The following is a 19672-nucleotide window of genomic DNA, read 5'->3' as shown; positions in this document are numbered from 1 at the left end:
GCGCGTCAGGGCAGGGGCTGCCGTACGGTCCAGTCGCAGCAGGTCAGACCGGGCTCGTCGGGGACGCCGTCCTGGTCGGAGTCGATCTCGCCGTCGACGGTCGAGTACACGTCGCGGGAGTTGAGGTCGATGACGCCGTCGCCGTCCCAGTCGTTGAGCTTGCCCTTGAACGTGCCGAGGATGAAGGCGTTGGTCATCGGGCCGGCCTCGGGGTCGTGGAGCGTGGACAGCACGCCGTTGCCCGGGGTGAGCACCTCCTCCAGCGGCCTGCCCGCGATCCGGCCGAGGTTGACGTGCCCCCAGCCCTGGAAGCGGCCGCGGACGTAGCGGATCGCGTACTCGTCGTGGACCCGGAAGCGGGGCTCCAGGTGCCAGGTGCCGTAGCGGGCGAAGCCGATGTTGGCCTGGCGCACGCCCTGGGACGGGTCGTCGGCGCGGCCGGACTTGAAGAACGGCCGGGGCACCAGCGACTCGAAGAAGAAGTTGCCGCGGTCGCGGCGGCTGCGGTCGGTGAAGCCGCGGAAGAGGTAGTTGTCGACGTGCGGGGACCCGTCGGTGTGGAGGCCGGCGATGGTCTTGGCGATGACGAGCTGCCTCTCGCGGGTGGCGACGTTGGGGCAGGCGTGGGCCTGGCCGTAGACCCTCGCCAGGCCCTGGGGCGCCAGGGAGATCTTGCCCCAGTGCTGGTTCGAGTCGTCCAGCCGGACGTACAGATCGCAGTGGATCAGCAGGAAGATCGTCTCGTCGAAGGTGCGGCCCGGGGTGTGGCGGCCCTCGCGGCCGTCGAAGGCCGGGTCGCCGGTCTGGAGTTCGCTGATGAACAGCCTCGACCACTCGGCGATCTCGGGGTCCGGGTCTCCTCGGAACGTCTGGAGCGTCGCCACCGCCCGCGCGCCGCCCAGCTTCTCCACGGCCCACAGCGCGTCCCAGCGCACCTGGCGGTCGGTGTCGTGGAGGACGGCCTGGGCCAGCAGGTCGATGGCGTCCGCGTGGTCGCGGTCCGCGTACTCGAACAGGGCCTGCTCGCGCATGGCCGGGTCGGGGTGGTTCAGCGCCTGCTCGCGCAGCTCGTCGTTGCTGCGGTTGTCCAGCCGGATCGCCACCCGGTCCAGCGCGTAGCCGAAGTCGCTCGCCCAGGCGGCCGGGTCGCCGGCGACGAAGCGCGGGTCGACGTTGCTGAGCGTGGTGCGGTAGGCGAAGTTGAGCGCGTCGCGCTGCTCGGTGCCGAGGTCCTCCAGCAGGACCGGGTCCTCGGGGGCCGCCTTGGCCCAGGAGCCGGGGTCGCCCTCGGCCAGCGAGGCCGGGGACTTGTTGCACAAGTCGATAGCCATGTGTGAGCTTCCTTCCGACAGAGCCGGTCGGGACCGGCAGAGGGAGAACTCGCTATCGGTAAGTTATGCGACCCCGGGCCGCTTGCCTTCTCTCAAGTTGGGCTGTTGTCCCACTCGTCGGGACCCTCCGGCGGGAAAGTGCGGTCCTCGCCCGGCCCCGTGAGGACGACCGCGCCGGCCGCCCGCGCCCCCGCCGGCCACCGCAGCAGCCGCAACAACGCGACCATGCCCGGCGCCAGCGGCACGGGCGCCATGCCCATCCGCCGGGCCTGCCCCACGGCACCCATCTCATGCGCCTGGCCCGCCCCGCTCCACAGCGACCACTCGGCCACCACCGTCGCACAGCGGGGCAAGGTCGCCGCCCGGCGCAGCGCCTCCCGCCGCAGCAGCTCGTTGGCCAGCCCGTAGCCCCCCAGCTGCCGGTGCGCCACCCGCGCGGTCACCGAGCCGAAGACGACCAGGTGCCGTAGCGCGCCGGGGTCGAGGGCGTCGAGCACCGTGCCGAGCCCCTCGGCCTTGGGGGCCGCGAGGGCGTCCAGGTCCCGGGGCCGGGCGAGGGCGACCGGCCCGCCCGCGACGACACCCGCGCAGTGCACCACGGCCCGTACGGGCAGGGGGATCCGGCCCAGCGTCCGGGCGACCGCCCGGTGGTCGGTGACGTCGACGGTCAGCACGTCGGCGCCGGGCGGGGCCTCGCACAGCCGGCGCAGCAGCGCGGCCGGGCGGCGCGGCAGCTCCCCGGGGGCGGTGGTGTCGAGGAGGACGGGACGGTAGCAGCGCACCGCCGACAGCACGGCGGCTGCCCGCAGCCCGAGGCCGCCCAGACCGCCGGTGACCAGCGCGACGCCGCCCGGCCTGGCCGGGCCGTCCGGCGGCACCGGCGGCTCGGGCAGCCCGGCGGCGCGCCAGCCGGTACGGGTGACCCGGCCGTCCCCCGCCACCCGCAGCTCGGCACCGGGGGCGGCGCCGTGCGCGAGGCGGGCGATCCTGGCGGGGAGGCCGGGACCGGCGTCCCGTACGGGCAGTTCGAGGGCGGCGACCCGCAGCCCCGGCGACTCCAGCGCCGCCGAGCGCAGCAGGCTCCCGCCCCCGGCGCCCCGGTGCAGCAGCACCAGCCGCCGCCCGCCGCCCGCGCTCGCGCGAGCGATCCCCTCCAGCAGCAGGGCGCTGTCCCCGGCCCGGTGCGCGGTGCCGAGGACGACGGCGACGGCGGGCTCGGCGTCCCGGCGGGACGCGTGCCGCAGGGCGACGGCGAGCGGGTCCCGGGGGTCGCCGGTCACGTCCCAGCGGAAGGCGGCGGACGCCGGGGGCCCGCCGTCGCCCACCCGCACGGGAACCGGCCGGAACGCCCGTACGGCCCGCGCGTCCCGTACGGCCCGCGCGTCCGCCGCGTCAGCGCTGTCCATGGCGCCTCCGGTGAAGGTCGGTGGGTTCAGTGGGTGTTCGGCGGGTGTTCAGCGGTTTCAGTACGTGTTGAGCGCGGTCAGCAGGGTCGGGATGGCCTCGCCCTGGAAGTCGACGTCCACGTCGAACTCGTTGATCATTCCCTCGAGCACCAGCAGCGACATCAGCGGGAAGACGAAGGCCGGTGCCGCCGCGATCCCGGAGCGCCGCTGGAGGTCGAACAGCCGCGTGGCGAAGGGCCCCAGCCGGAACTGCCCGGCCGTCCGCCCGGTCGTCTCCGCCACCAGCTCCTCGATCCCGGACCGGAAGCCGGACAGATCGCACCCCGGCGGGATGTGCTCGGCGCTGCGCAGCACCACGTCGGCGCACTCCGGGCCCCGCCCCAGGGACATGTTCATGAAGAACTCCGCGAACAGCCGGCGCACGGCGGGCTCCAGCCGTACGACGAAGCCCGCGTCCAGCAGCACCACCACGCCGTCGGGGTTGAGATACAGGTTCCCCGGGTGCATGTCGCAGTGCACGAGCCCGTCGATGAACAGCATCCGGTAGACGCCCTGGAGGACGTTGCGGACGATCCTCCGGCGCTGCTCGCGGTCGAGCAGCCCGGCCTGGAAGCGGTCGAGCGGCTCGATCAGGTCCATCACCAGCGCCTCCGGTCCGGACGCCTCCGGGATCGGCGCGGGCAGCCGGAAGTACGGCAGCCGGGAGAGATTGGCGCGCAGCGCCGCCAGCGACCGGGCCTCCCGCTCCAGGTCCAGCTGGCCGAGGACCGCGCCCCCGACCTCCTCCACGATCCGCCGCGCGGGCACCTTGCGCAGCGGCGGCAGCCGCTCCATCAGCCGGGCCCCGGCGCTCAGCAGCGCGAAGTCCGTGTGCATCCGGTGCTGGATGCCGGGTCTGCGGACCTTCACGGCCACACCGCGCCCGTCGGCCAGCACGGCGCGGTAGACGCAGGCGATGCTGCCGCTGGCGGCCGGCGTCCAGTCGAAGGAGGCGAACGGCCAGGCCCGGCGCGAGCCGTACGCCCGGCCGAGGGCCTCCGCCGTCTGCGCCCGGGTCATCGGTGGCACCCGGTCGTGCAGCCGGCCCAGCGACCGGCAGATCCTGGGCGGCAGCAGGTCGTGCCGGGTGCTGAGCAGCTGCCCGCCCTTGACGAACGTGGGCCCCAGCCCCGACAGCAGCCGCGCCGCGTGGAAGCCGATCACCTCCGGCAGCGCGCCCGGCCCCGCGCGCACGGCGTCGAGGGTGCCCGCGGCGGCGTGCCGGGTGGTGACGGCGGCGACGGTCGCGAGCCGTCCGGCGAGTGCGGCGTGGCTGACCTCCATGGCCTCCTGGCCTCCTCCCGGCGTCCTCCCGACATTCGAGCGATCGGCTGAACTTGCCCGGGGACGCGCCGAGTTGGAGCGTTGACACCGAACAGAGGCTACATAATATGGGAGCGATCCCTCCGGCGGTAGCACGGTACCGGCGAACGGCCCGGTATCGGCGACGAGAGGAGGAAGAAGTGTCGGACGCGGTACGGGTCACCGCCCGCCTCCCCGCACCACCGGCGCGCGTCTGGCCGGCGCTGACCGAACCGGCCCGGGTGGCCCGGTGGTTCGGCGATCTCGCGGGCCCGCTGACCGTGGGCGAGGACAACCGCCTCGACTTCGACGACGGCGACTTCTTCACCCTGCGGCCCACCGCCCTCGTCCCCGGCCGCACGGTGGAGTTCGTCTGGCGCTTCCTGGGCGTGGGCAAGCGGCAGCGCGTCGTGTGGACCCTGGAGGCGGCCGGACCCGGCGCCGCCCTGCTCACGGTCGCCGACCACGACGACACCCGCACCCCCGCCGAGGCGGGCCAGCTCCACGAGGGCTGGACGGACTTCCTCGCCCGCCTCGCCCGTCACTTGCGCACCGGCCGGGGTGCCCGCTACGTCCTGCGCGACGACATCGACGGCGCGGTCGACCTCCCGGTCGGCCCGTACCGGCCCCTGGCCTACCCCACGCTGCTGGACTGGCTCCCCGTCGCCGAGGACGGCTTCCGTCCGGCATGGTTCTTCGTCGTCGACGACGAGGGACCGCGCAGATTCGCGCTGCGGGAGTGGGAGCTGCGCGAGGACGAGGAGCTGACGTTCACCGTCGCGGTCCCGGAGACCGCCGGGACCCCGGCGGCCAGAGTGATGCTCGCCCCCGCCGGAGCGGGCTTGCGGCTGTCCTTCGCCCACCGCGGCTGGACGGCCCTCGGCCTCCCGGACGGCCGGGCCCAGGAACTGCGCCGCCGCTTCACGGCCACCTGGGTCGCCTCCCTGGCGGCCGCCCGCGACCGGGCGCTCGCCGCCGCCGGGCCGGGCTGACCGTGCGCGCCGCTGCCGCGCCCCCGCCGTCCACCGCGCCCGCCTCGGCCTCGGCGTCCGCCCCGCCCCCGCCGTCCACCGCGCCCCCGGCGTCCGCCCCGGCCGTCCGCCCGCCGGCCTCGCGTCCGTCGTCCTCGCGCCCGTCGCCCTCGGCGGAGCAACTCGCCTCGGTCGAACGGGCGATCCGCCGGATGCGCGACCACCTGGGCGAGACCCAGTGCCTGACCGACCACGCCGAGGCGGGCCTGTTCAGCCCGTTCCACTTCCACCGCGTCTTCCGCGGCGTCACGGCCGTCACCCCGGCGCGCTTCCTGGCCGCGCTGCGGATGGCCGAGGCGCAACGGATGATGATCCGGGGCAGCCCCAGGGTGACGGACGTGTGCACGGCCGTCGGCTACGCCAGCCTCGGTACGTTCACCACCCAGTTCACCCGCCTCGTCGGGATGTCCCCGAGCCGCTTCAAGGCGCTCGTCGACCGGCACGGCGACCGGGGCATCGGCGAGGTCGTGGACGCGAGCGGACTGGCCGGGACCACCGGACCCACCGGCCCCGGCCGGGCGGCGGAGATCACCGGCCGGGTGGGTGGCACGGCCCCCGCCGACGCCGAGCTCTCCGACGCCGTGCTCTTCACGGGCCTCTTCCCGCACGGCGTCCCCCAGGACCTCCCCGTGGCCTGCGAGGTGACCGCCGCCACGGCCACCGTCCGGCTGCGCCCGCCCGCCGACGCGGACCACCACGTCCTGGCCGTCTGCTTCGACCGCGCCACGCGCGTGGCCGACGCGCTCGACGACCCGGCGGGCGCCCGCCGCTCGGTCGCGACGACCCGGGCCCCCGCCCACGGCTCGTTCCGCCTCCGCCTGCGCGCCCCCGCGCCGATCGACCCGCCCATCGTCCTGGCCCTCCCACTGCTCCTCGCCCGGGACGCCACGGGCCCGGCCACGGCCCCCGCCGCCGGCACGCTCGCGGCGGTCGCGGCGAAACCCGGGTGACGGGCCCCACCCGCGCGCGGCACGCTGGACGCATGACGCACGCCCGCACCGTACGGATCTCGAAATACCTCTCCAAGCACCTGCGCCACGAGCCCGGCCGGATCGGCATCGAGCTCGACCCGCAGGGGTGGGTGGACATCGGGACCCTGCTGGCCGCGGCCGCCGCGCACGGCTTCCCCTTCTCCCGGGAAGAGCTGGACCACGTCGTCGCCACGAACGACAAGGGGCGCTTCGCCGTCGAGGACGGCCGTGTCCGCGCCCGGCAGGGCCACTCGGTCCCCGTCGACCTGGGACTGCCGGTCACCGAGCCCCCGCCGTACCTCTACCACGGCACGGTCGCCCGCAACGTCGCGGCGATCCGCGCGGAGGGCCTGCGCCCGATGAGCCGGCACCACGTCCACCTGTCCGCCGACCGCGCGACGGCGGAGCGCGTGGGCGCCCGGCGGGGCAGGCCCGTGATCCTCTCCGTCGACGCGGGCGCCATGCACCGCGCCGGGCACGCCTTCCTGGTGACGGACAACGGCGTCTGGCTGACGGAGGCCGTGCCGCCGCCCTTCCTCCGCTTCCCGGGCTGACCCGCTTCCCGAGGCGCCCCGCTGGTCCCGCCCCCCGGCCGCCCCCGCGACCGACCCCCGCTGAACTCCCCGTGACCGCCCGGCGATCCCTCGTCGACCAACGGGAGTCATGGGCTCCGGGCCCTTCCCCGGGCTCCGCCGTGCCTCCATGATGTGTGCGCCCGGCAGCTCAACGGCGGTTCGTCCGCCGCGTCGCCCGGAGGGAGACGGCACCCATGGCACGGCACCTTCGCACCCGTCTGACACGCACCCGTTTAAGACGACCCCTGGGGCGAACCCTGGTCACGGCCGTGGTCACGGCCCTCTGCGCGGCGGTCGTCCCCCTGCTCGCCGCCTCCCCGGGCGCCGCCGCCGGCGCCTCCTCCTGGACCAGGACCTGGGGCACGGCCATGGGCACCGCCGGCCCCGCCTCCCGCACCGGCGTGACCGGGCGGCAGACGCTCCGCATGGTCGTCCACACCAGCATCGCCGGGTCCGCCGCCCGGATCCAGCTCGTGAACACCTTCAGCCGCGAGCCCGTGACCATCGGGCGCGCCACCCTCGCCCGTCAGGACCGGGGAGCCGGCGCGGCCGCCGCCCCCGTGACCCTCACCTTCGGCGGGGGCGGGCGGCGCGGCACCGTCATCGGGCCGGGCGGGAGCGTCCTCAGCGACCCCGCCGCCTTCCGCGTCAAGGCCGACGAGAACCTCCTGGTCAGCGTGTACCTGCCGGAGGCCGTCCGCACCGCGCCCTTCCACGCGTACACCCTGACCACCTCCTACGCGTCCGCCCCCGGCGACGCGGCGGACCACACCGGTGACACCGGGGGCGCCGGCTTCCCCACCAGGTTCCCCTTCTGGGCGTTCCTCGGCGGCGTCGACGTCCGCGCGCCGCACAGCGGCGGGACCGTGGTCCTCCTGGGGGACTCGCAGACCGACGGCGGGCACACCACCCCCGACACCGACCGCCGCCTGCCCGACGACTACGCGCGCGCCCTCCAGGCCCGGCCCCGGCCCATGGGCGTCGTCAACGCCGGGATCTCCGCCAACCACCTGCTCCGCGGCACCGAGCCCGCCGAGTCGGGACAGAGCGCGCTGCTCCGCTTCGACCGCGACGCCCTGGCCCAGCCGAACGTCCGCTCCGTCGTCCTCTTCGAGGGCGTCAACGACATCCTCTTCGCCGACGCGGGCGGCGCGGAAATCGTCGCCGGGATCCGGCGGCTCGCCGCCCGCGCCCACGCCGCCGGGCTGACCTTCACCGCCGCCACGATCCCGCCCTTCCGGGGCTACGAGAACGCCTGGACCCCGGCCCGGGAACGGGTCCGGCAGCAGGTCAACGCCTACCTCCGCGGCACCCGCGACATCGACTCCGTGGCGGACTTCGACGAGGCGTCGCGCGATCCCCTCGACCCCACACGGCTCTTCGCCGCCTACTACAACCGGGGCGGCGACCGCCTCCACTTCGGTGACAACGGCAGCCAGGCCCTCTCCGACGCCCTGCTCCCCGCGCCCCCGCGCGTCGATCCCACCTTCACCCAGACCACGGCCGCGGACGTCACCGGCGACGGCATCCCCGACGTCATCGCCGCCGACCGGCGGAACGACCTGTACCTCTGGCCGGGCAACACCGACGTCGACGACGCCCGGCACGGCGACGGCACCTTCGCCGCCCGGCCCCGGCGGCTCACCGGGGGATGGGAGTTCACCCAGACCGTCGCGGCCGACTTCACGGGCGACGGGAGGACCGACCTGATCGCCAAGGACGCCTCGGACACCCTCCACCTCTGGCCCGGCAACGGCGACGGCACGTTCGGCCGCCCCCGAAAGCTCACCGGCGGCTGGCGCTTCACCCAGACCACGGCCGGTGACGTCACCGGCGACGGCATCCCCGACCTCGTCGCCGCCGATGCCGGGGGGACGCTCCGCGTCTGGCCCGGCGAGGGCGACGGCACGTTCGGCCGCCCCCGAAAGCTCATGGACGGCTGGCACGCCACCCGGACCCGCGCCGGCGACTTCACGGGGGACGGCAGGACCGACCTCGTCGCCGTCGACGGGCACGGCGCCCTCCTGCTCTGGACCGGCAAGGAGGACGGCACCTTCGCCCGCCCCCGCAGGATCGCCGACGGCCGCCGCCTCTCGGAGCTCACCCCGATGCCCCTCCGCACCGGCGGCATCGCCCACCTCATGGCCCGCGACGACACGACTGGCGTCCTCAAGGAGTGGCGCAACACCGGTAACGCCGCGCTCAGTCGCCCGCTCCGGCTCACCGGCGGCTGGTGACGCGCGTTTACGCATGCGTTTACGCGTTGTTGAAGCGGCTGCCGGAACCTCTGCTCACGGCCTGACCGACGGGGTCAGGCCCGGCCGAAAGGACACGTCATGTCGATCCGTGGAATCCGGCGGGGCACCGCCATGGTCCTGGCCTCCGCCGCGCTGACCGGGGGCATCGCCCTGGCGGGCGCGGGCAGCGCGTCGGCGGCGTCGGGCGGGGGCTGCGGCGGGCCCGAGTACAAGCAGTCCTGCATCAGCGCCACCTCCGAGGGCTATGTCAACTCGGACGCGTACACGACGTTCTCGGACGCCAACTGCTCGGTGGACGTGGTCATGGTGGACAAGACCACCAACTTCCGCTGGGACAAGTGGTTCCCGTGCGGCACCCCCAACGTGAAGACGCGCTACCAGGGCAACCTGCTGTCCAACCCGGCGCGGGGGCACGTCTACCAGACCGAGCTGCGGGTCTACTGGAACGGCAACGCGGACGTGACCTACGGCCCTGAGCTGACGTTCTGATCGCCGCCGCGGTCGCCGCGGGCCGGGCCGTCGACGGGACGCCCTAGTCGTCCTCGCCCGTGGCGTGCCGCATGTTCTCGTCGGATTGCCGGATCCGCTCCGGCGTCCAGTGCTCCTCGACCTCCGCCGGGTTCCCGGTGGAGTCGTGCACCACGGCCGTCTCGGGCCGGGACGGCGGCCCGGGGGCCGTGTCCCGGTCACCGGGCCACAGGGCCGCCGTGACGGCCAGACCGAGCGCCACCGCGCCCACCGCCACGAGCGCCGCCTTCGCCTTCCGGGACACCATCGGGATCACCAGCTTCCTGTGTGGTGCGTTCCTGCCGCCACGGTAGCGAAAGGCCCCTGCCGTACGCACAGTTCCGGCCAATGCTGTCCGAACCCCTCCTTCCCCTCCGCCTGCCTGCTCTACTCGCACCCGTCTTCGTGCTTCGAGCACACGACGTAAAGGGGGAACGGGGTGAAGACGCGATTCATGGCGGCCGCCGCCGGAGCGCTGGCGCTCGGACTGAGCGTCCCGGCGGGCGCCGCCCAGGCCGACGAAACCGCGAAGCCGATGGACGCGAACACGGCGGCCACAGCGGTACAGCACAGCTCGACGGGGGATCCCTCACAGGCTCCTTCGCGGGTGGCCGCCCACTGGACGGCCGAACGGATCAGAGAGGCCCGGCCGGTGGCCGGGCCGGCACCGGGCGGACGCCCGGCGGCACCGCAGACGCACAAGCTCCCGGCCCGTACGGGCCAGGGATCGGCGCCGGTGGCGGGCGTCGCCAAGGAGGCCCGGGAAGCGGCGGACGCGGCGGGAAAGCTCGCCGACATCTCCCGGTCCGAGGTGTGGACCGCCCATGGCAGCATGCCGGCCACCACCGTCGGCAAGCTCTACTTCGACACGCCCAAGGGCGGGAGCCAGTGCACGGCCTCCGTCATCAACTCGCCCAACAAGAGCCTGATATGGACGGCCGGGCACTGCGCCAGCGACGGCAACGGCCACTGGTACAGCAACTTCCGGTTCGTCCCCGACTACCACAATGACCGGGAGCCGCTCGGCTCGTGGACATGGAAGTCCGTGACCACCCCGAAGGGCTACCTCAACGGCGGGAACAAGGACTACGACCTCGCCGTGATCACCCTCTGGCCGCAGAACGGCCGCAAGGTGGCCGACGTGACCGGCTCCCAGGGGTACAGGTTCAACTCCGGCTACACCTGGCACGCCCATGAGTTCGGCTACCCCTTCGACACCCACCCGGCCCGCTCCGGCATCACCGGCAAGGACCTGCGCTACTGCGTCGGCACGACCTGGCGGCCGGGCACCTGGCCGTTCCAGCCCGGCCAGGAGGCCATCCACTGCGACCAGGGCCACGGCGCCAGCGGCGGCCCCTGGCTGGACGACCTCCAGCTCGGGCGCGGCTGGGGCTATCTGATCGGCAACGTCAGCTACCACAACAGCGAGAGCTCCGACGAGGAGCGCAGCCCGCACCTGGGCGACGCGGCCGTGAAGGCCTACGACGCGGAGAAGAACCGCTAGAACCACGGCGCCCCTGGTCCGGCGGGCAGCCGGACCAGGGGCGTACGCGTACGTCAGACGGCGATCAGCACTCGATGACGTTCACGGCGAGGCCGCCGCGCGCCGTCTCCTTGTACTTGACCTTCATGTCGGCGCCCGTCTCCTTCATGGTCTTGATGACCTTGTCGAGGGAGACGTGGTGGCGGCCGTCGCCGCGCAGCGCCATCCGGGCGGCGGTGACGGCCTTGGCCGCGGCCATGCCGTTGCGCTCGATGCAGGGGATCTGGACCAGACCGCCGACCGGGTCGCAGGTCAGGCCCAGGTTGTGCTCCATGCCGATCTCGGCCGCGTTCTCGACCTGCTCCGGGGTGCCGCCCAGGACCTCGGCGAGGCCGCCGGAGGCCATGGAACAGGCGGAGCCGACCTCGCCCTGGCAGCCGACCTCGGCGCCGGAGATCGAGGCGTTCTCCTTGAAGAGCATGCCGATGGCGCCGGCGGCGAGGAGGAAGCGGACGACGCCCTCCTCGTCCGCGCCCGGCACGAAGTTCGTGTAGTAGTGGAGAACGGCCGGGATGATGCCCGCGGCGCCGTTGGTCGGGGCGGTGACGACCCGGCCGCCGGCCGCGTTCTCCTCGTTGACGGCCATGGCGTAGACCGTGATCCACTCCATGGCGCGGGCCTGGGCGTCGCCCTCGGCGCGCAGCTGGCGGGCGGTGCTGGCGGCGCGGCGGCGGACCTTGAGGCCGCCGGGGAGGATGCCCTCGCGGGACATGCCGCGCGTCACGCACGCCTGCATCACCCGCCAGATCTCCAGGAGGCCCTCGCGGATCTCCTCCTCCGTGCGCCAGGCCTTCTCGTTCTCCATCATCATCGCGGAGATCGACAGGCCGGACTCGCGGGACATCCGCAGCAGCTCGTCACCGGTGCGGAAGGGATACTTCAGGACGGTGTCGTCGAGGACGATCCGGTCGGCGCCGACGGCGTCCTCGTCGACGACGAAGCCGCCGCCGACCGAGTAGTAGGTCTTCTCCAGCAGCGGGGCGCCGGCCTCGTCGTAGGCGAAGAGGGTCATGCCGTTGGCGTGGTACGGCAGGGCGCGGCGGCGGTGGAGGATCAGCTGGGTCGACTCGTCGAAGTCGATCTCGTGGTCCGAGCCGATCTCGGCGCCGAGGAGCTTCAGGCGCTTGGTGGTGCGGATGCGCTCCACCTCGTCGTCGGCGATCTCGACGTCGACGGTGCGGGGGGAGTGGCCCTCCAGGCCGAGCAGGACGGCCTTGGGGGTGCCGTGGCCGTGGCCGGTGGCGCCGAGGGAGCCGTAGAGCTCCGCCCGTACCGAGGTGGTCTGGGCGAGCAGACCGTCCTTCTTCAGGCGCCCCACGAACATCCGGGCGGCGCGCATCGGGCCGACCGTGTGGGAGCTGGACGGGCCTATGCCGATCGAGAAGAGATCGAATACGGAGATGGCCACGGTGGCAGCTCCTCTATGAGTCGGGGGTGGTACGGGGTGGTACAGGGGTGGAACAGCTGGTGCGGTGGAAAGCGGAATTCCGCATTCATCTATCAGTGTGCGGGATGCGGGCGGCTTCCCGCGGTGGCGGAGCTCACTCCGCGGTGGGGGCCCTGTCGCGGTGCGGGGCACCGGCCCGCTCCCTGAGCGTGCCCGGTGCCCCGTACCGGCCGGTTAATCCCGTGCTTCGGCGCTACTTCAGCCCGGGGTACAGCGGGTGCTTGTCCGCGAGCGCCGTGACGCGGCCGCGCAGGGCCGCCGCGTCGAAGCCCGGCTTGAGGGCCTCGGCGATGATGTCCGCGACCTCGCGGAAGTCCTCGGCCTGGAAACCACGGGTGGCCAGGGCCGGGGTGCCGATCCGCAGGCCCGAGGTGACCATCGGGGGGCGCGGGTCGTTCGGGATGGCGTTGCGGTTGACCGTGATGCCGACCTCGTGGAGGCGGTCCTCGGCCTGCTGCCCGTCCAGCTCGCTGTTGCGCAGGTCCACCAGGACCAGGTGGACGTCCGTGCCGCCGGAGAGGACGGAGACGCCCACCTCCTTGACGTCGTCCTGCATCAGACGCTCGGCGAGGATCTTCGAGCCCTCCAGCGTGCGCTGCTGGCGCTCCTTGAACTCCTCCGTGGCCGCGACCTTGAAGGAGACGGCCTTGGCCGCGATCACGTGCTCCAGCGGGCCGCCCTGCTGACCGGGGAAGACCGCCGAGTTGATCTTCTTGGCGAGCTCGGCCGTGGAGAGGATCACACCACCGCGCGGACCGCCCAGGGTCTTGTGGGTGGTGGTGGTGACCACGTGGGCGTGCGGCACCGGCGAGGGGTGGAGCCCGGCGGCGACCAGGCCCGCGAAGTGGGCCATGTCGACCATCAGGTACGCGCCGACCTCGTCCGCGATCCGGCGGAAGGCGGCGAAGTCCAGCTGGCGCGGGTAGGCGGACCAGCCGGCGACGATCAGCTTCGGGCGGTGCTCCTTGGCGAGGCGCTCGACCTCCTCCATGTCCACCAGGTTGGTCTGCTCGTCGACGTGGTAGGCGACCACGTTGTAGAGCTTCCCGGAGAAGTTGATCTTCATCCCGTGGGTCAGGTGACCACCGTGGGCGAGGTTCAGGCCCAGGATGGTGTCGCCCGGGTTGAGCAGGGCGAACATCGCCGCGGCGTTCGCCTGCGCGCCGGAGTGCGGCTGCACGTTGGCGTGCTCGGCACCGAAGAGCGCCTTGATGCGGTCGATGGCGATCTGCTCGACGACGTCGACGTGCTCGCAGCCGCCGTAGTAGCGGCGGCCCGGGTAGCCCTCGGCGTACTTGTTGGTCAGGACCGAGCCCTGGGCCTCCATGACCGCGACCGGAGCGAAGTTCTCCGAGGCGATCATCTCGAGGGTGGACTGCTGGCGGTGGAGTTCGGCGTCGACAGCGGCGGCGACGTCGGGGTCGAGCTCATGGAGGGAGCTGTTGAGAAGCGACATGAGTTCTTCCTGCGCGGGAGGGAGCGGGCGGGGTCAGCCGGCGAAGTCGGTGTACTCGTCGGCGGTCAGCAGGTCCGCCGGCTCGTCCGTGATCTTCACCTTGAACAGCCAGCCGCCCTCGAAGGGGGCGGAGTTCACCAGCGCCGGGTCGTCCACGACGTCCTGGTTGGCCGCGACGACCTCACCCGTGACGGGGGAGTAGAGGTCGCTGACCGACTTGGTCGACTCCAGCTCACCACAGGTCTCGCCCGCGGTGACCGTGTCGCCGACCGCCGGGAGCTGTGCGTAGACGACATCGCCGAGCGCGTTGGCCGCGAACTCGGTGATCCCGACCGTCGCCACACCGTCGACGGCGGCCGACAGCCACTCGTGCTCCTTGGAGTAACGCAGCTGCTGGGGGTTGCTCATGGCTAGATTCTCCTGTACGCGCGTGGGTGCTTGTGCAAGGGGTCTTGACAGATGAGATGAGGGGGATTCAGTGAGGGGTCAGCGTTCCCGCTTGTAGAAGGGGAGTGCGACGACCTCGTACGGCTCGTGACTGCCGCGAATGTCCACACATACCCCTTCCGTCCCCGGCGTGGCGTGCGCCGCGTCGACGTAGGCGATCGCGATCGGCTTGCCGAGGGTGGGGGAGGGGGCACCGGAGGTGACCTCGCCCACGACCTCGCCGCCGACCGTCACCGCGAATCCGGCGCGCGGCACCCGGCGGCCCGCCGCGATCAGCCCGACGAGCTTGCGCGGCGGAGCCGTCTCGGCCCGCTCGGCGGCGGCCGCCAGCGCCTCGCGGCCCACGAAGTCGCCGGCCTTGTCGAACTTCACGACCCGTCCCAGCCCGGCGTCGAACGGGGTGAGGGCCGTGGTCAGCTCGTGCCCGTAGAGCGGCATGCCCGCCTCCAGGCGCAGCGTGTCGCGGCAGGACAGGCCGCACGGCACCAGCCCGGCGTCCGCGCCCGCCTCGGTCAGGGCCTGCCACAGCTTCTCGGCGTCGGCGGGGGCGACGAACAGCTCGAAGCCGTCCTCGCCGGTGTAGCCGGTGCGGGCGATCAGCGCGGGGACGCCCGCGACGGTGCCCGGCAGGCCCGCGTAGTACTTCAGGCCGTCCAGGTCGGCGTCGGTGACGGACTTCAGGATGGCGGGGGAGGCGGGGCCCTGGACCGCGATCAGCGCGTAGTTCTCGCGGTCGTCCCGGACGGTCGCCTCGAAGCCCGCCGCGCGCTCGGTGATCGCGTCGAGGACCACCTGGGCGTTGGAGGCGTTGGCGACGACCATGTACTCGTCCTCGCCGAGCCGGTAGACGATCAGGTCGTCGAGGATGCCGCCGTCCTCGCGGCAGATCATCGTGTAGCGGGCCCGGCCGACGGCCAGCGCGGAGATGTTGCCCACCAGGGCGTGGTCCAGGGCCTGCCCGGCCTGGGCGCCCATGAGGGTGATCTCACCCATGTGCGACAGGTCGAAGAGGCCCGCGCGGGTGCGCACGGCGATGTGCTCGTCGCGCTCGCTGCCGTAGCGCAGGGGCATGTCCCAGCCGGCGAAGTCGGTCATGGTCGCGCCGAGCGCGCGGTGCAGCGCGTCCAGGGCGGTACGGCGGGGGGCATCGGTCATGATCGGGCTCCCGGGCAGGTGGATCGCGGAGGAAATGCCTGGATAGGCGGCCTCCCCATCTGTCATCGGAACCTGAGAGGTTCACCGAGAGCCCTCGCCTGTCGTCAAAGGCACCCGGCTTGCACCTTGGGTGGGACCGCGTGGGCGCGGCCCGCTTTTCAGATCTGCCTCACCCGCGCGGTACGGGGCCTGAGAGATTCAAGGGAGGAACTTGCTCCTTCGGCGCCCGGGGCACATGGCACCCGGGACTCTCCCGCGCGGATTCGAACGGCCAGTATGCGATTGCTTGCAGTTGAGTCGAGCGTGAGTCGAGCTTGGCGCGCACATCATTGCACGTACGGGCGTGCGACGGACCGCCCGCCGCCCCTCAAATTGGATTACCTTTTCTTTGCGAGAGGGGGCGATCACCGTGCGTACGGAAGTGGGGGCGGAGGAGACGCACGGGGTGCGCGATCTGCGCGGGGGTGCCGTGGCGATATCGGAGCTCCGCTATCCGGCGGGCGACCTGCTCGTCGTCTCCGGTCTGCCCGGCGGCGGCAAGTCCACGCTGATACGGCGCGTCGTGCCCCCCGCCGTCCACCGCGTGGACTCCCAGGACATGCGCGAGCGCTTCGAACGCCTGCCGCTGACGCTTCCCTACGCCCTCTGGCGGCCCGTCGTCCGCGTCGCGCACTACGCCGCGCTGTGGCGGGCCCTGCGCTCGGGAGACAGCGTCGTCGTGCACGACTGCGGGCAGTGGAGCTGGGTGCGCCGCTGGCTCGCGCGCGACGCGCGGCGGCGGGGCGGGGGGCTGCACCTGGTGGTCCTGGCGGTCGACGCGCCCACCGCGCTCGCCGGCCAGCGCGCCCGCGGCCGTGGCGTCTCCGTCCGCTCCTTCGCCCGCCACCGCCGCGCGACGTCCCGCCTCGTCGCCGCCCTCACGGCGGGCGACCACCCGGCGGGCACGACCTCGGCGGTCCTCCTCGACCGCGAGGCGGCGGACGCGCTGCGGGTCATCTCCTTCGGCTGAGGCCGGCTCGGCACCGCCGGGCCGTGACGACGGCGATCAGCCTGCGAGGACGAGCCCGGCGGTGCCGGACAACCAACCCGCCCCGGGCAAGCCCAGGCGCAGCCGTTAAGGTGCGGGATGCGTCCGACGAACGGTGGTAGGGGAGACGATGACCTGGCCGGCCAATGAGCTCGAAGCGGTGCTCGCCGCCTCCGTCGGCGTGCCGGACTCCGGCCCCCGCATCGTCGAGGCGCTCGGCCGCAGCAACGTGTGGGTTCCGCTGCCCAAGGGCGGCGGACCCGACAGCCCCGACCTCGACCTCCCCACCCTGGAGCTCGGCGGCGCCGCCTACGTCCCCGTCTTCAGCTCCCAGGAGCAGTTCACGGCGGTCGCCGGTCCGGGGATGTCCTTCGTCGTCGCCCCCGCCGTCGAGTTCGCCCGCGGCCTGCCCCCGCAGGTCGGCATCGTCGTCAACCCCGAGGGCACCGTCACCGTGCCCCTGCCGCCGCCCGCCGTCGCCGGGCTGTGCCGGGCCGGGCGCACGGCCCTGGACGGCGACGCCACCGGCGGCCGCGTACGGCTGTACGAGCCGGACTGGCAGGAGGAGCCGACCGCGTTCCTGGCCGCCGCCGGGCTGGAGTTCGCGGACACCGGCGTCGTCCGGACCGCCCGCCGCGCCATGGCCAGCGTCGAGGGCGCCGATCCCGCGCTGTTCGTCGGCGTCGAGCTGGGGCTCCCCGACCCGGGGAGCCGCTCCGCCGCCCTGGACGCCCTGGGCCGCGCGCTGGGCCGGGTGCCCGTGCCCTGGCCCGTACAGCTCGTCTTCCTGGACGTCGCCCAGGACGACCCCGTGGGCGACTGGATACGGACACGGATACGACCGTTCTACGACCGTGACCTGTGACAGCTCTCATGCCCGCCCCCGCGGGCTCGTAAGCTGGTAGCAGCAGACGGCCAAGAGAAGAGGCGGACCCAGGTGAGCGCGGGCGCGGAGAGCGGCGTGGAGCAGGTGCTGCGCCAGGTGGCGCCCGGCCGGTACGACACCTACGAGCAGCTGCTGCGGTCCCTCGCCGAGGGCCGGGTGTGGATGCTGCTGTGGCACGGTCAGGCCGGCTCGCCCGACGCCCAGTACGGGAACATGGAGGTCGACGGCCTCGGCTACGCCCCCTGTGTGACCTCCGCCCAGGAGCTCGCCGCCAGCGGCTGGAACCGCGCCCACGAGGTCGTCACCGGCCGGGCCGTGGCCGCCTCCCTCTACCCCGACCGCTGGAGCCTGTGGCTCAACCCCCACGCCCCCGGCGGCGGCGTCGGCATCCCCTGGCTCGACCTGCGCCGGATCGTCGCCGGCCTGGACCGGCTGCCCGCCGGCCCGCTCCAGCTGAGCGAACCGGCGCTGGACATCCCGCAGTTCTACGCCCTGCTCGGGCAGAACGCCCACCGCACCCCCGTGGTCCGCGCGCTGCGCCGGGCCTGGGTGCGGCCCGCCCTGGGCACGCCGTACCTGGCCATCGGGCTCGATCTGTACGACACCTCGCCCGCCGCCGTGGAGGCCGTGCGCCTGATGATGCAGCAGTCGATCGCCGCGGTGCCCGACGGGCTGCCGGTGTCGACGGTGTCGATGGCGGACGAGTACGACCCCGTCGCGATGTGGATGCGGGCCAACAGCCGGCCGTTCTTCGCCCGCGAGGGCTACGGGGCCGGCGTCGCGCCGTCCGCGCCCGCCGCGGGCTACGGCTACCCCCCGCCGCAGCAGGGCTGGCAGGCCGGGGCCTACTGACGCCATGACGCCCGCTCAGGGCCCCTTGACGTCCGTATAACGGAAGCTCCCTTCGCACATCACGTTTGCGCATCCTTTGACGGTGAGGGCTGGCGGGTGATCGCGGGAGCGATGAAGACTCCCGCCCAACAAGGACTTCGTTCCTGCGTACGACCTGTTCCGCCGTACGACCGCTCTGTGCGCACGTCCCGTACCACCCGCACCTCCGGTGCTTCCCGCACCGGCGCTCTCCGGGTACCACCGCACGTCCCGCACGTTCCGCACTGCCAGTACCTCCCGCACCTCCGCACGTTCCGCACCACTGCACCTCGCGTACCACCGCGATCCCCGCGCACCGCCGCGCGGAGCGCGTCCCGCACCAGTGATGTGAACCAGCCGCCCCGAGCGCGGCGGGCGTTGGGCCGGTCGCCGCCGGCCGAGAGGGGTCCACCAGACGATGACGGCACCACTGCACGACACGGGACCGGCCGACGCCGGCGCCGCCCCCGTCGCCGACGGCGCACCGCCGAGGACCATCGAGGGGCGCTCGCCCTGGCGGATCGCCTGGACACGGCTCAAGCGTGACAAGTTCGCCCTGGCGGGCGGGACCGTCGTCCTGCTGCTCGTCCTCGTGGCGATCCTGGCCCCGGCCATCGTGGGCCTGCTGGGGCACCCCCCGAACGAGTACCACGAGGAGCTGATCGACCCCCTCTCCAGCACCCCCAAGGCCTCCTGGGGCGGCATCAACTCCGACTTCCTCTTCGGCGCCGAGCCCGTCAACGGCCGGGACGTCTTCAGCCGGGTCGTCTACGGGGCCCGGGTCTCGCTGCTCGTGGCCTTCCTCTCGGCCGTCGTGGCGGTCGTGATCGGCACGGTCCTCGGCATCGTCGCCGGCTACTTCGGCGGCTGGGTGGACGCGGTCGTCAGCCGGGTCATGGACCTCCTGCTGGCCTTCCCCCAGCTGCTCTTCATCATCGCGCTCGTCTCCGTCGTCCCCAACTCCCTGTGGGGGCTGACCGGTTCGGGGGTGCGGATGGCCGTGCTGATCTCGGTCATCGGGTTCTTCGGCTGGCCCTACGTGGGCCGGATCGTCCGCGGCCAGACGCTCTCGCTCAGAGAGCGGGAGTACGTCGAGGCCGCCCGCAGCCTGGGCGCGGGCCGGCTGTACATCCTCTTCCGGGAGCTGCTGCCCAACCTGGTGGCGCCGATCACCGTGTACGCCACGCTGATGATCCCCACCAACGTCCTGACGGAGGCGGCGCTGAGCTTCCTCGGCGCCGGCGTCAAGCCGCCGACCGCCTCCTGGGGACAGATGCTCTCCAAGGCCGTCACCACCTACGAGAGCGACCCCATGTTCATGATCATCCCGGGTCTCGCCATCTTCGTCACCGTGCTGGCCTTCAACCTCTTCGGCGACGGCGTGCGGGACGCGCTGGACCCGAAGGGCTCGCGCTGACGCG

18 protein-coding genes and 1 riboswitch are annotated in these 19672 nt (G+C 73.3%); of the genes, 10 read left to right on the top strand and 8 right to left on the bottom strand.

Annotated features, from left to right (window positions below):
• Window positions 1–5 precede the first annotated feature (5 nt).
• From ACFYZR_RS10570 to ACFYZR_RS10560, 3 genes are all read right to left on the bottom strand, one after another.
• Window positions 6–1331, bottom strand: a complete 1326-nt coding sequence (locus tag ACFYZR_RS10570; protein ID WP_391907917.1) for a HEAT repeat domain-containing protein — start codon at window positions 1329–1331, stop codon at window positions 6–8.
• Between the two features lie 92 nt (window positions 1332–1423).
• Entirely contained in the window at window positions 1424–2737 is a 1314-nt protein-coding gene (locus ACFYZR_RS10565; RefSeq protein ID WP_391907914.1) for a KR domain-containing protein, read from the bottom strand.
• Between the two features lie 57 nt (window positions 2738–2794).
• On the bottom strand, window positions 2795–4060 hold the full coding sequence (locus ACFYZR_RS10560) for an ABC1 kinase family protein (RefSeq protein WP_391907911.1): 1266 nt from the start codon (window positions 4058–4060) through the stop codon (window positions 2795–2797).
• A 179-nt stretch (window positions 4061–4239) separates the two neighbouring features.
• On the opposite strand from ACFYZR_RS10560, the gene ACFYZR_RS10555 reads away from it, so the two are divergent.
• The 5 genes from ACFYZR_RS10555 (at window position 4240) to ACFYZR_RS10535 (ending at window position 9402) form a co-directional block, all read left to right on the top strand.
• Window positions 4240–5070 carry an SRPBCC domain-containing protein gene (locus ACFYZR_RS10555; protein ID WP_391907908.1) on the top strand — a complete coding sequence of 277 codons (831 nt, stop codon included), beginning with the start codon at window positions 4240–4242 and terminating at the stop codon, window positions 5068–5070.
• Between the two features lie 2 nt (window positions 5071–5072).
• A complete protein-coding gene (locus ACFYZR_RS10550; protein ID WP_391907905.1) occupies window positions 5073–6059 on the top strand; it encodes a helix-turn-helix transcriptional regulator in 987 nt (328 codons plus the stop codon).
• 32 nt (window positions 6060–6091) lie between these two features.
• Window positions 6092–6634: an RNA 2'-phosphotransferase gene (locus ACFYZR_RS10545; RefSeq protein ID WP_391907902.1), complete on the top strand. Its 543-nt coding sequence runs from the start codon at window positions 6092–6094 to the stop codon at window positions 6632–6634.
• A gap of 290 nt (window positions 6635–6924) precedes the next feature.
• Window positions 6925–8892: an FG-GAP-like repeat-containing protein gene (locus ACFYZR_RS10540; RefSeq protein WP_391907899.1), complete on the top strand. Its 1968-nt coding sequence runs from the start codon at window positions 6925–6927 to the stop codon at window positions 8890–8892.
• A 99-nt stretch (window positions 8893–8991) separates the two neighbouring features.
• Window positions 8992–9402 carry a hypothetical protein gene (locus tag ACFYZR_RS10535; RefSeq protein WP_391907896.1) on the top strand — a complete coding sequence of 137 codons (411 nt, stop codon included), beginning with the start codon at window positions 8992–8994 and terminating at the stop codon, window positions 9400–9402.
• A 43-nt stretch (window positions 9403–9445) separates the two neighbouring features.
• Here ACFYZR_RS10535 and ACFYZR_RS10530 read toward each other — a convergent pair whose 3' ends face one another.
• Window positions 9446–9688: a hypothetical protein gene (locus tag ACFYZR_RS10530; protein WP_391907893.1), complete on the bottom strand. Its 243-nt coding sequence runs from the start codon at window positions 9686–9688 to the stop codon at window positions 9446–9448.
• Window positions 9689–9859: 171 nt separating this feature from the next.
• Between ACFYZR_RS10530 and ACFYZR_RS10525 the strand changes: the two genes are divergently transcribed.
• The gene (locus ACFYZR_RS10525) at window positions 9860–10924 is read left to right on the top strand and encodes a hypothetical protein (RefSeq protein WP_391907891.1); all 1065 of its coding nucleotides are present in this window, start codon (window positions 9860–9862) and stop codon (window positions 10922–10924) included.
• Between the two features lie 64 nt (window positions 10925–10988).
• Here ACFYZR_RS10525 and ACFYZR_RS10520 read toward each other — a convergent pair whose 3' ends face one another.
• The 4 genes from ACFYZR_RS10520 to gcvT all read right to left on the bottom strand — a co-directional run bounded on the left by ACFYZR_RS10520 (window position 10989) and on the right by gcvT (window position 15468).
• Window positions 10989–12371, bottom strand: a complete 1383-nt coding sequence (locus ACFYZR_RS10520; RefSeq protein ID WP_391907888.1) for an L-serine ammonia-lyase — start codon at window positions 12369–12371, stop codon at window positions 10989–10991.
• 232 nt (window positions 12372–12603) lie between these two features.
• Window positions 12604–13866: a serine hydroxymethyltransferase gene (gene glyA / locus ACFYZR_RS10515; RefSeq protein WP_391907885.1), complete on the bottom strand. Its 1263-nt coding sequence runs from the start codon at window positions 13864–13866 to the stop codon at window positions 12604–12606.
• A gap of 33 nt (window positions 13867–13899) precedes the next feature.
• The gene (gcvH, locus tag ACFYZR_RS10510; RefSeq protein WP_391907882.1) at window positions 13900–14274 is read right to left on the bottom strand and encodes a glycine cleavage system protein GcvH; all 375 of its coding nucleotides are present in this window, start codon (window positions 14272–14274) and stop codon (window positions 13900–13902) included.
• A gap of 78 nt (window positions 14275–14352) precedes the next feature.
• A complete protein-coding gene (gcvT, locus tag ACFYZR_RS10505; RefSeq protein ID WP_391907879.1) occupies window positions 14353–15468 on the bottom strand; it encodes a glycine cleavage system aminomethyltransferase GcvT in 1116 nt (371 codons plus the stop codon).
• Window positions 15469–15636: 168 nt separating this feature from the next.
• Window positions 15637–15734, bottom strand: a riboswitch (glycine riboswitch).
• 137 nt (window positions 15735–15871) lie between these two features.
• On the opposite strand from gcvT, the gene ACFYZR_RS10500 reads away from it, so the two are divergent.
• The 4 genes from ACFYZR_RS10500 (at window position 15872) to ACFYZR_RS10485 (ending at window position 19668) form a co-directional block, all read left to right on the top strand.
• A complete protein-coding gene (locus ACFYZR_RS10500; protein WP_391908548.1) occupies window positions 15872–16477 on the top strand; it encodes an AAA family ATPase in 606 nt (201 codons plus the stop codon).
• A gap of 148 nt (window positions 16478–16625) precedes the next feature.
• Window positions 16626–17360 carry an enhanced serine sensitivity protein SseB gene (locus ACFYZR_RS10495; RefSeq protein WP_391907876.1) on the top strand — a complete coding sequence of 245 codons (735 nt, stop codon included), beginning with the start codon at window positions 16626–16628 and terminating at the stop codon, window positions 17358–17360.
• Between the two features lie 72 nt (window positions 17361–17432).
• Window positions 17433–18233 carry an enhanced serine sensitivity protein SseB C-terminal domain-containing protein gene (locus tag ACFYZR_RS10490; RefSeq protein ID WP_391907873.1) on the top strand — a complete coding sequence of 267 codons (801 nt, stop codon included), beginning with the start codon at window positions 17433–17435 and terminating at the stop codon, window positions 18231–18233.
• 436 nt (window positions 18234–18669) lie between these two features.
• Window positions 18670–19668 (top strand): ABC transporter permease, encoded by a 999-nt coding sequence (locus ACFYZR_RS10485; RefSeq protein WP_391907870.1) that lies wholly within the window; start codon window positions 18670–18672, stop codon window positions 19666–19668.
• Window positions 19669–19672: the final 4 nt, after the last annotated feature.

It is taken from the genome of Streptomyces sp. NPDC001678, assembly GCF_042892945.1.
Taxonomy (GTDB): domain Bacteria; phylum Actinomycetota; class Actinomycetes; order Streptomycetales; family Streptomycetaceae; genus Streptomyces.
This window is presented reverse-complemented; position numbering and strand designations above follow the sequence as displayed.

Coding starts and splice junctions, on each gene's coding strand:
- glyA (WP_391907885.1), bottom strand. CDS start 13,866: ATGTCGCTTCTCAACAGCTCCCTCCATGAGCTCGACCCCGACGTCGCC.
- gcvT (WP_391907879.1), bottom strand. CDS start 15,468: ATGACCGATGCCCCCCGCCGTACCGCCCTGGACGCGCTGCACCGCGCG.
- ACFYZR_RS10530 (WP_391907893.1), bottom strand. CDS start 9,688: ATGGTGTCCCGGAAGGCGAAGGCGGCGCTCGTGGCGGTGGGCGCGGTG.
- ACFYZR_RS10485 (WP_391907870.1), top strand. CDS start 18,670: ATGACGGCACCACTGCACGACACGGGACCGGCCGACGCCGGCGCCGCC.
- ACFYZR_RS10535 (WP_391907896.1), top strand. CDS start 8,992: ATGTCGATCCGTGGAATCCGGCGGGGCACCGCCATGGTCCTGGCCTCC.
- ACFYZR_RS10495 (WP_391907876.1), top strand. CDS start 16,626: ATGACCTGGCCGGCCAATGAGCTCGAAGCGGTGCTCGCCGCCTCCGTC.
- gcvH (WP_391907882.1), bottom strand. CDS start 14,274: ATGAGCAACCCCCAGCAGCTGCGTTACTCCAAGGAGCACGAGTGGCTG.
- ACFYZR_RS10560 (WP_391907911.1), bottom strand. CDS start 4,060: ATGGAGGTCAGCCACGCCGCACTCGCCGGACGGCTCGCGACCGTCGCC.
- ACFYZR_RS10545 (WP_391907902.1), top strand. CDS start 6,092: ATGACGCACGCCCGCACCGTACGGATCTCGAAATACCTCTCCAAGCAC.
- ACFYZR_RS10570 (WP_391907917.1), bottom strand. CDS start 1,331: ATGGCTATCGACTTGTGCAACAAGTCCCCGGCCTCGCTGGCCGAGGGC.
- ACFYZR_RS10565 (WP_391907914.1), bottom strand. CDS start 2,737: ATGGACAGCGCTGACGCGGCGGACGCGCGGGCCGTACGGGACGCGCGG.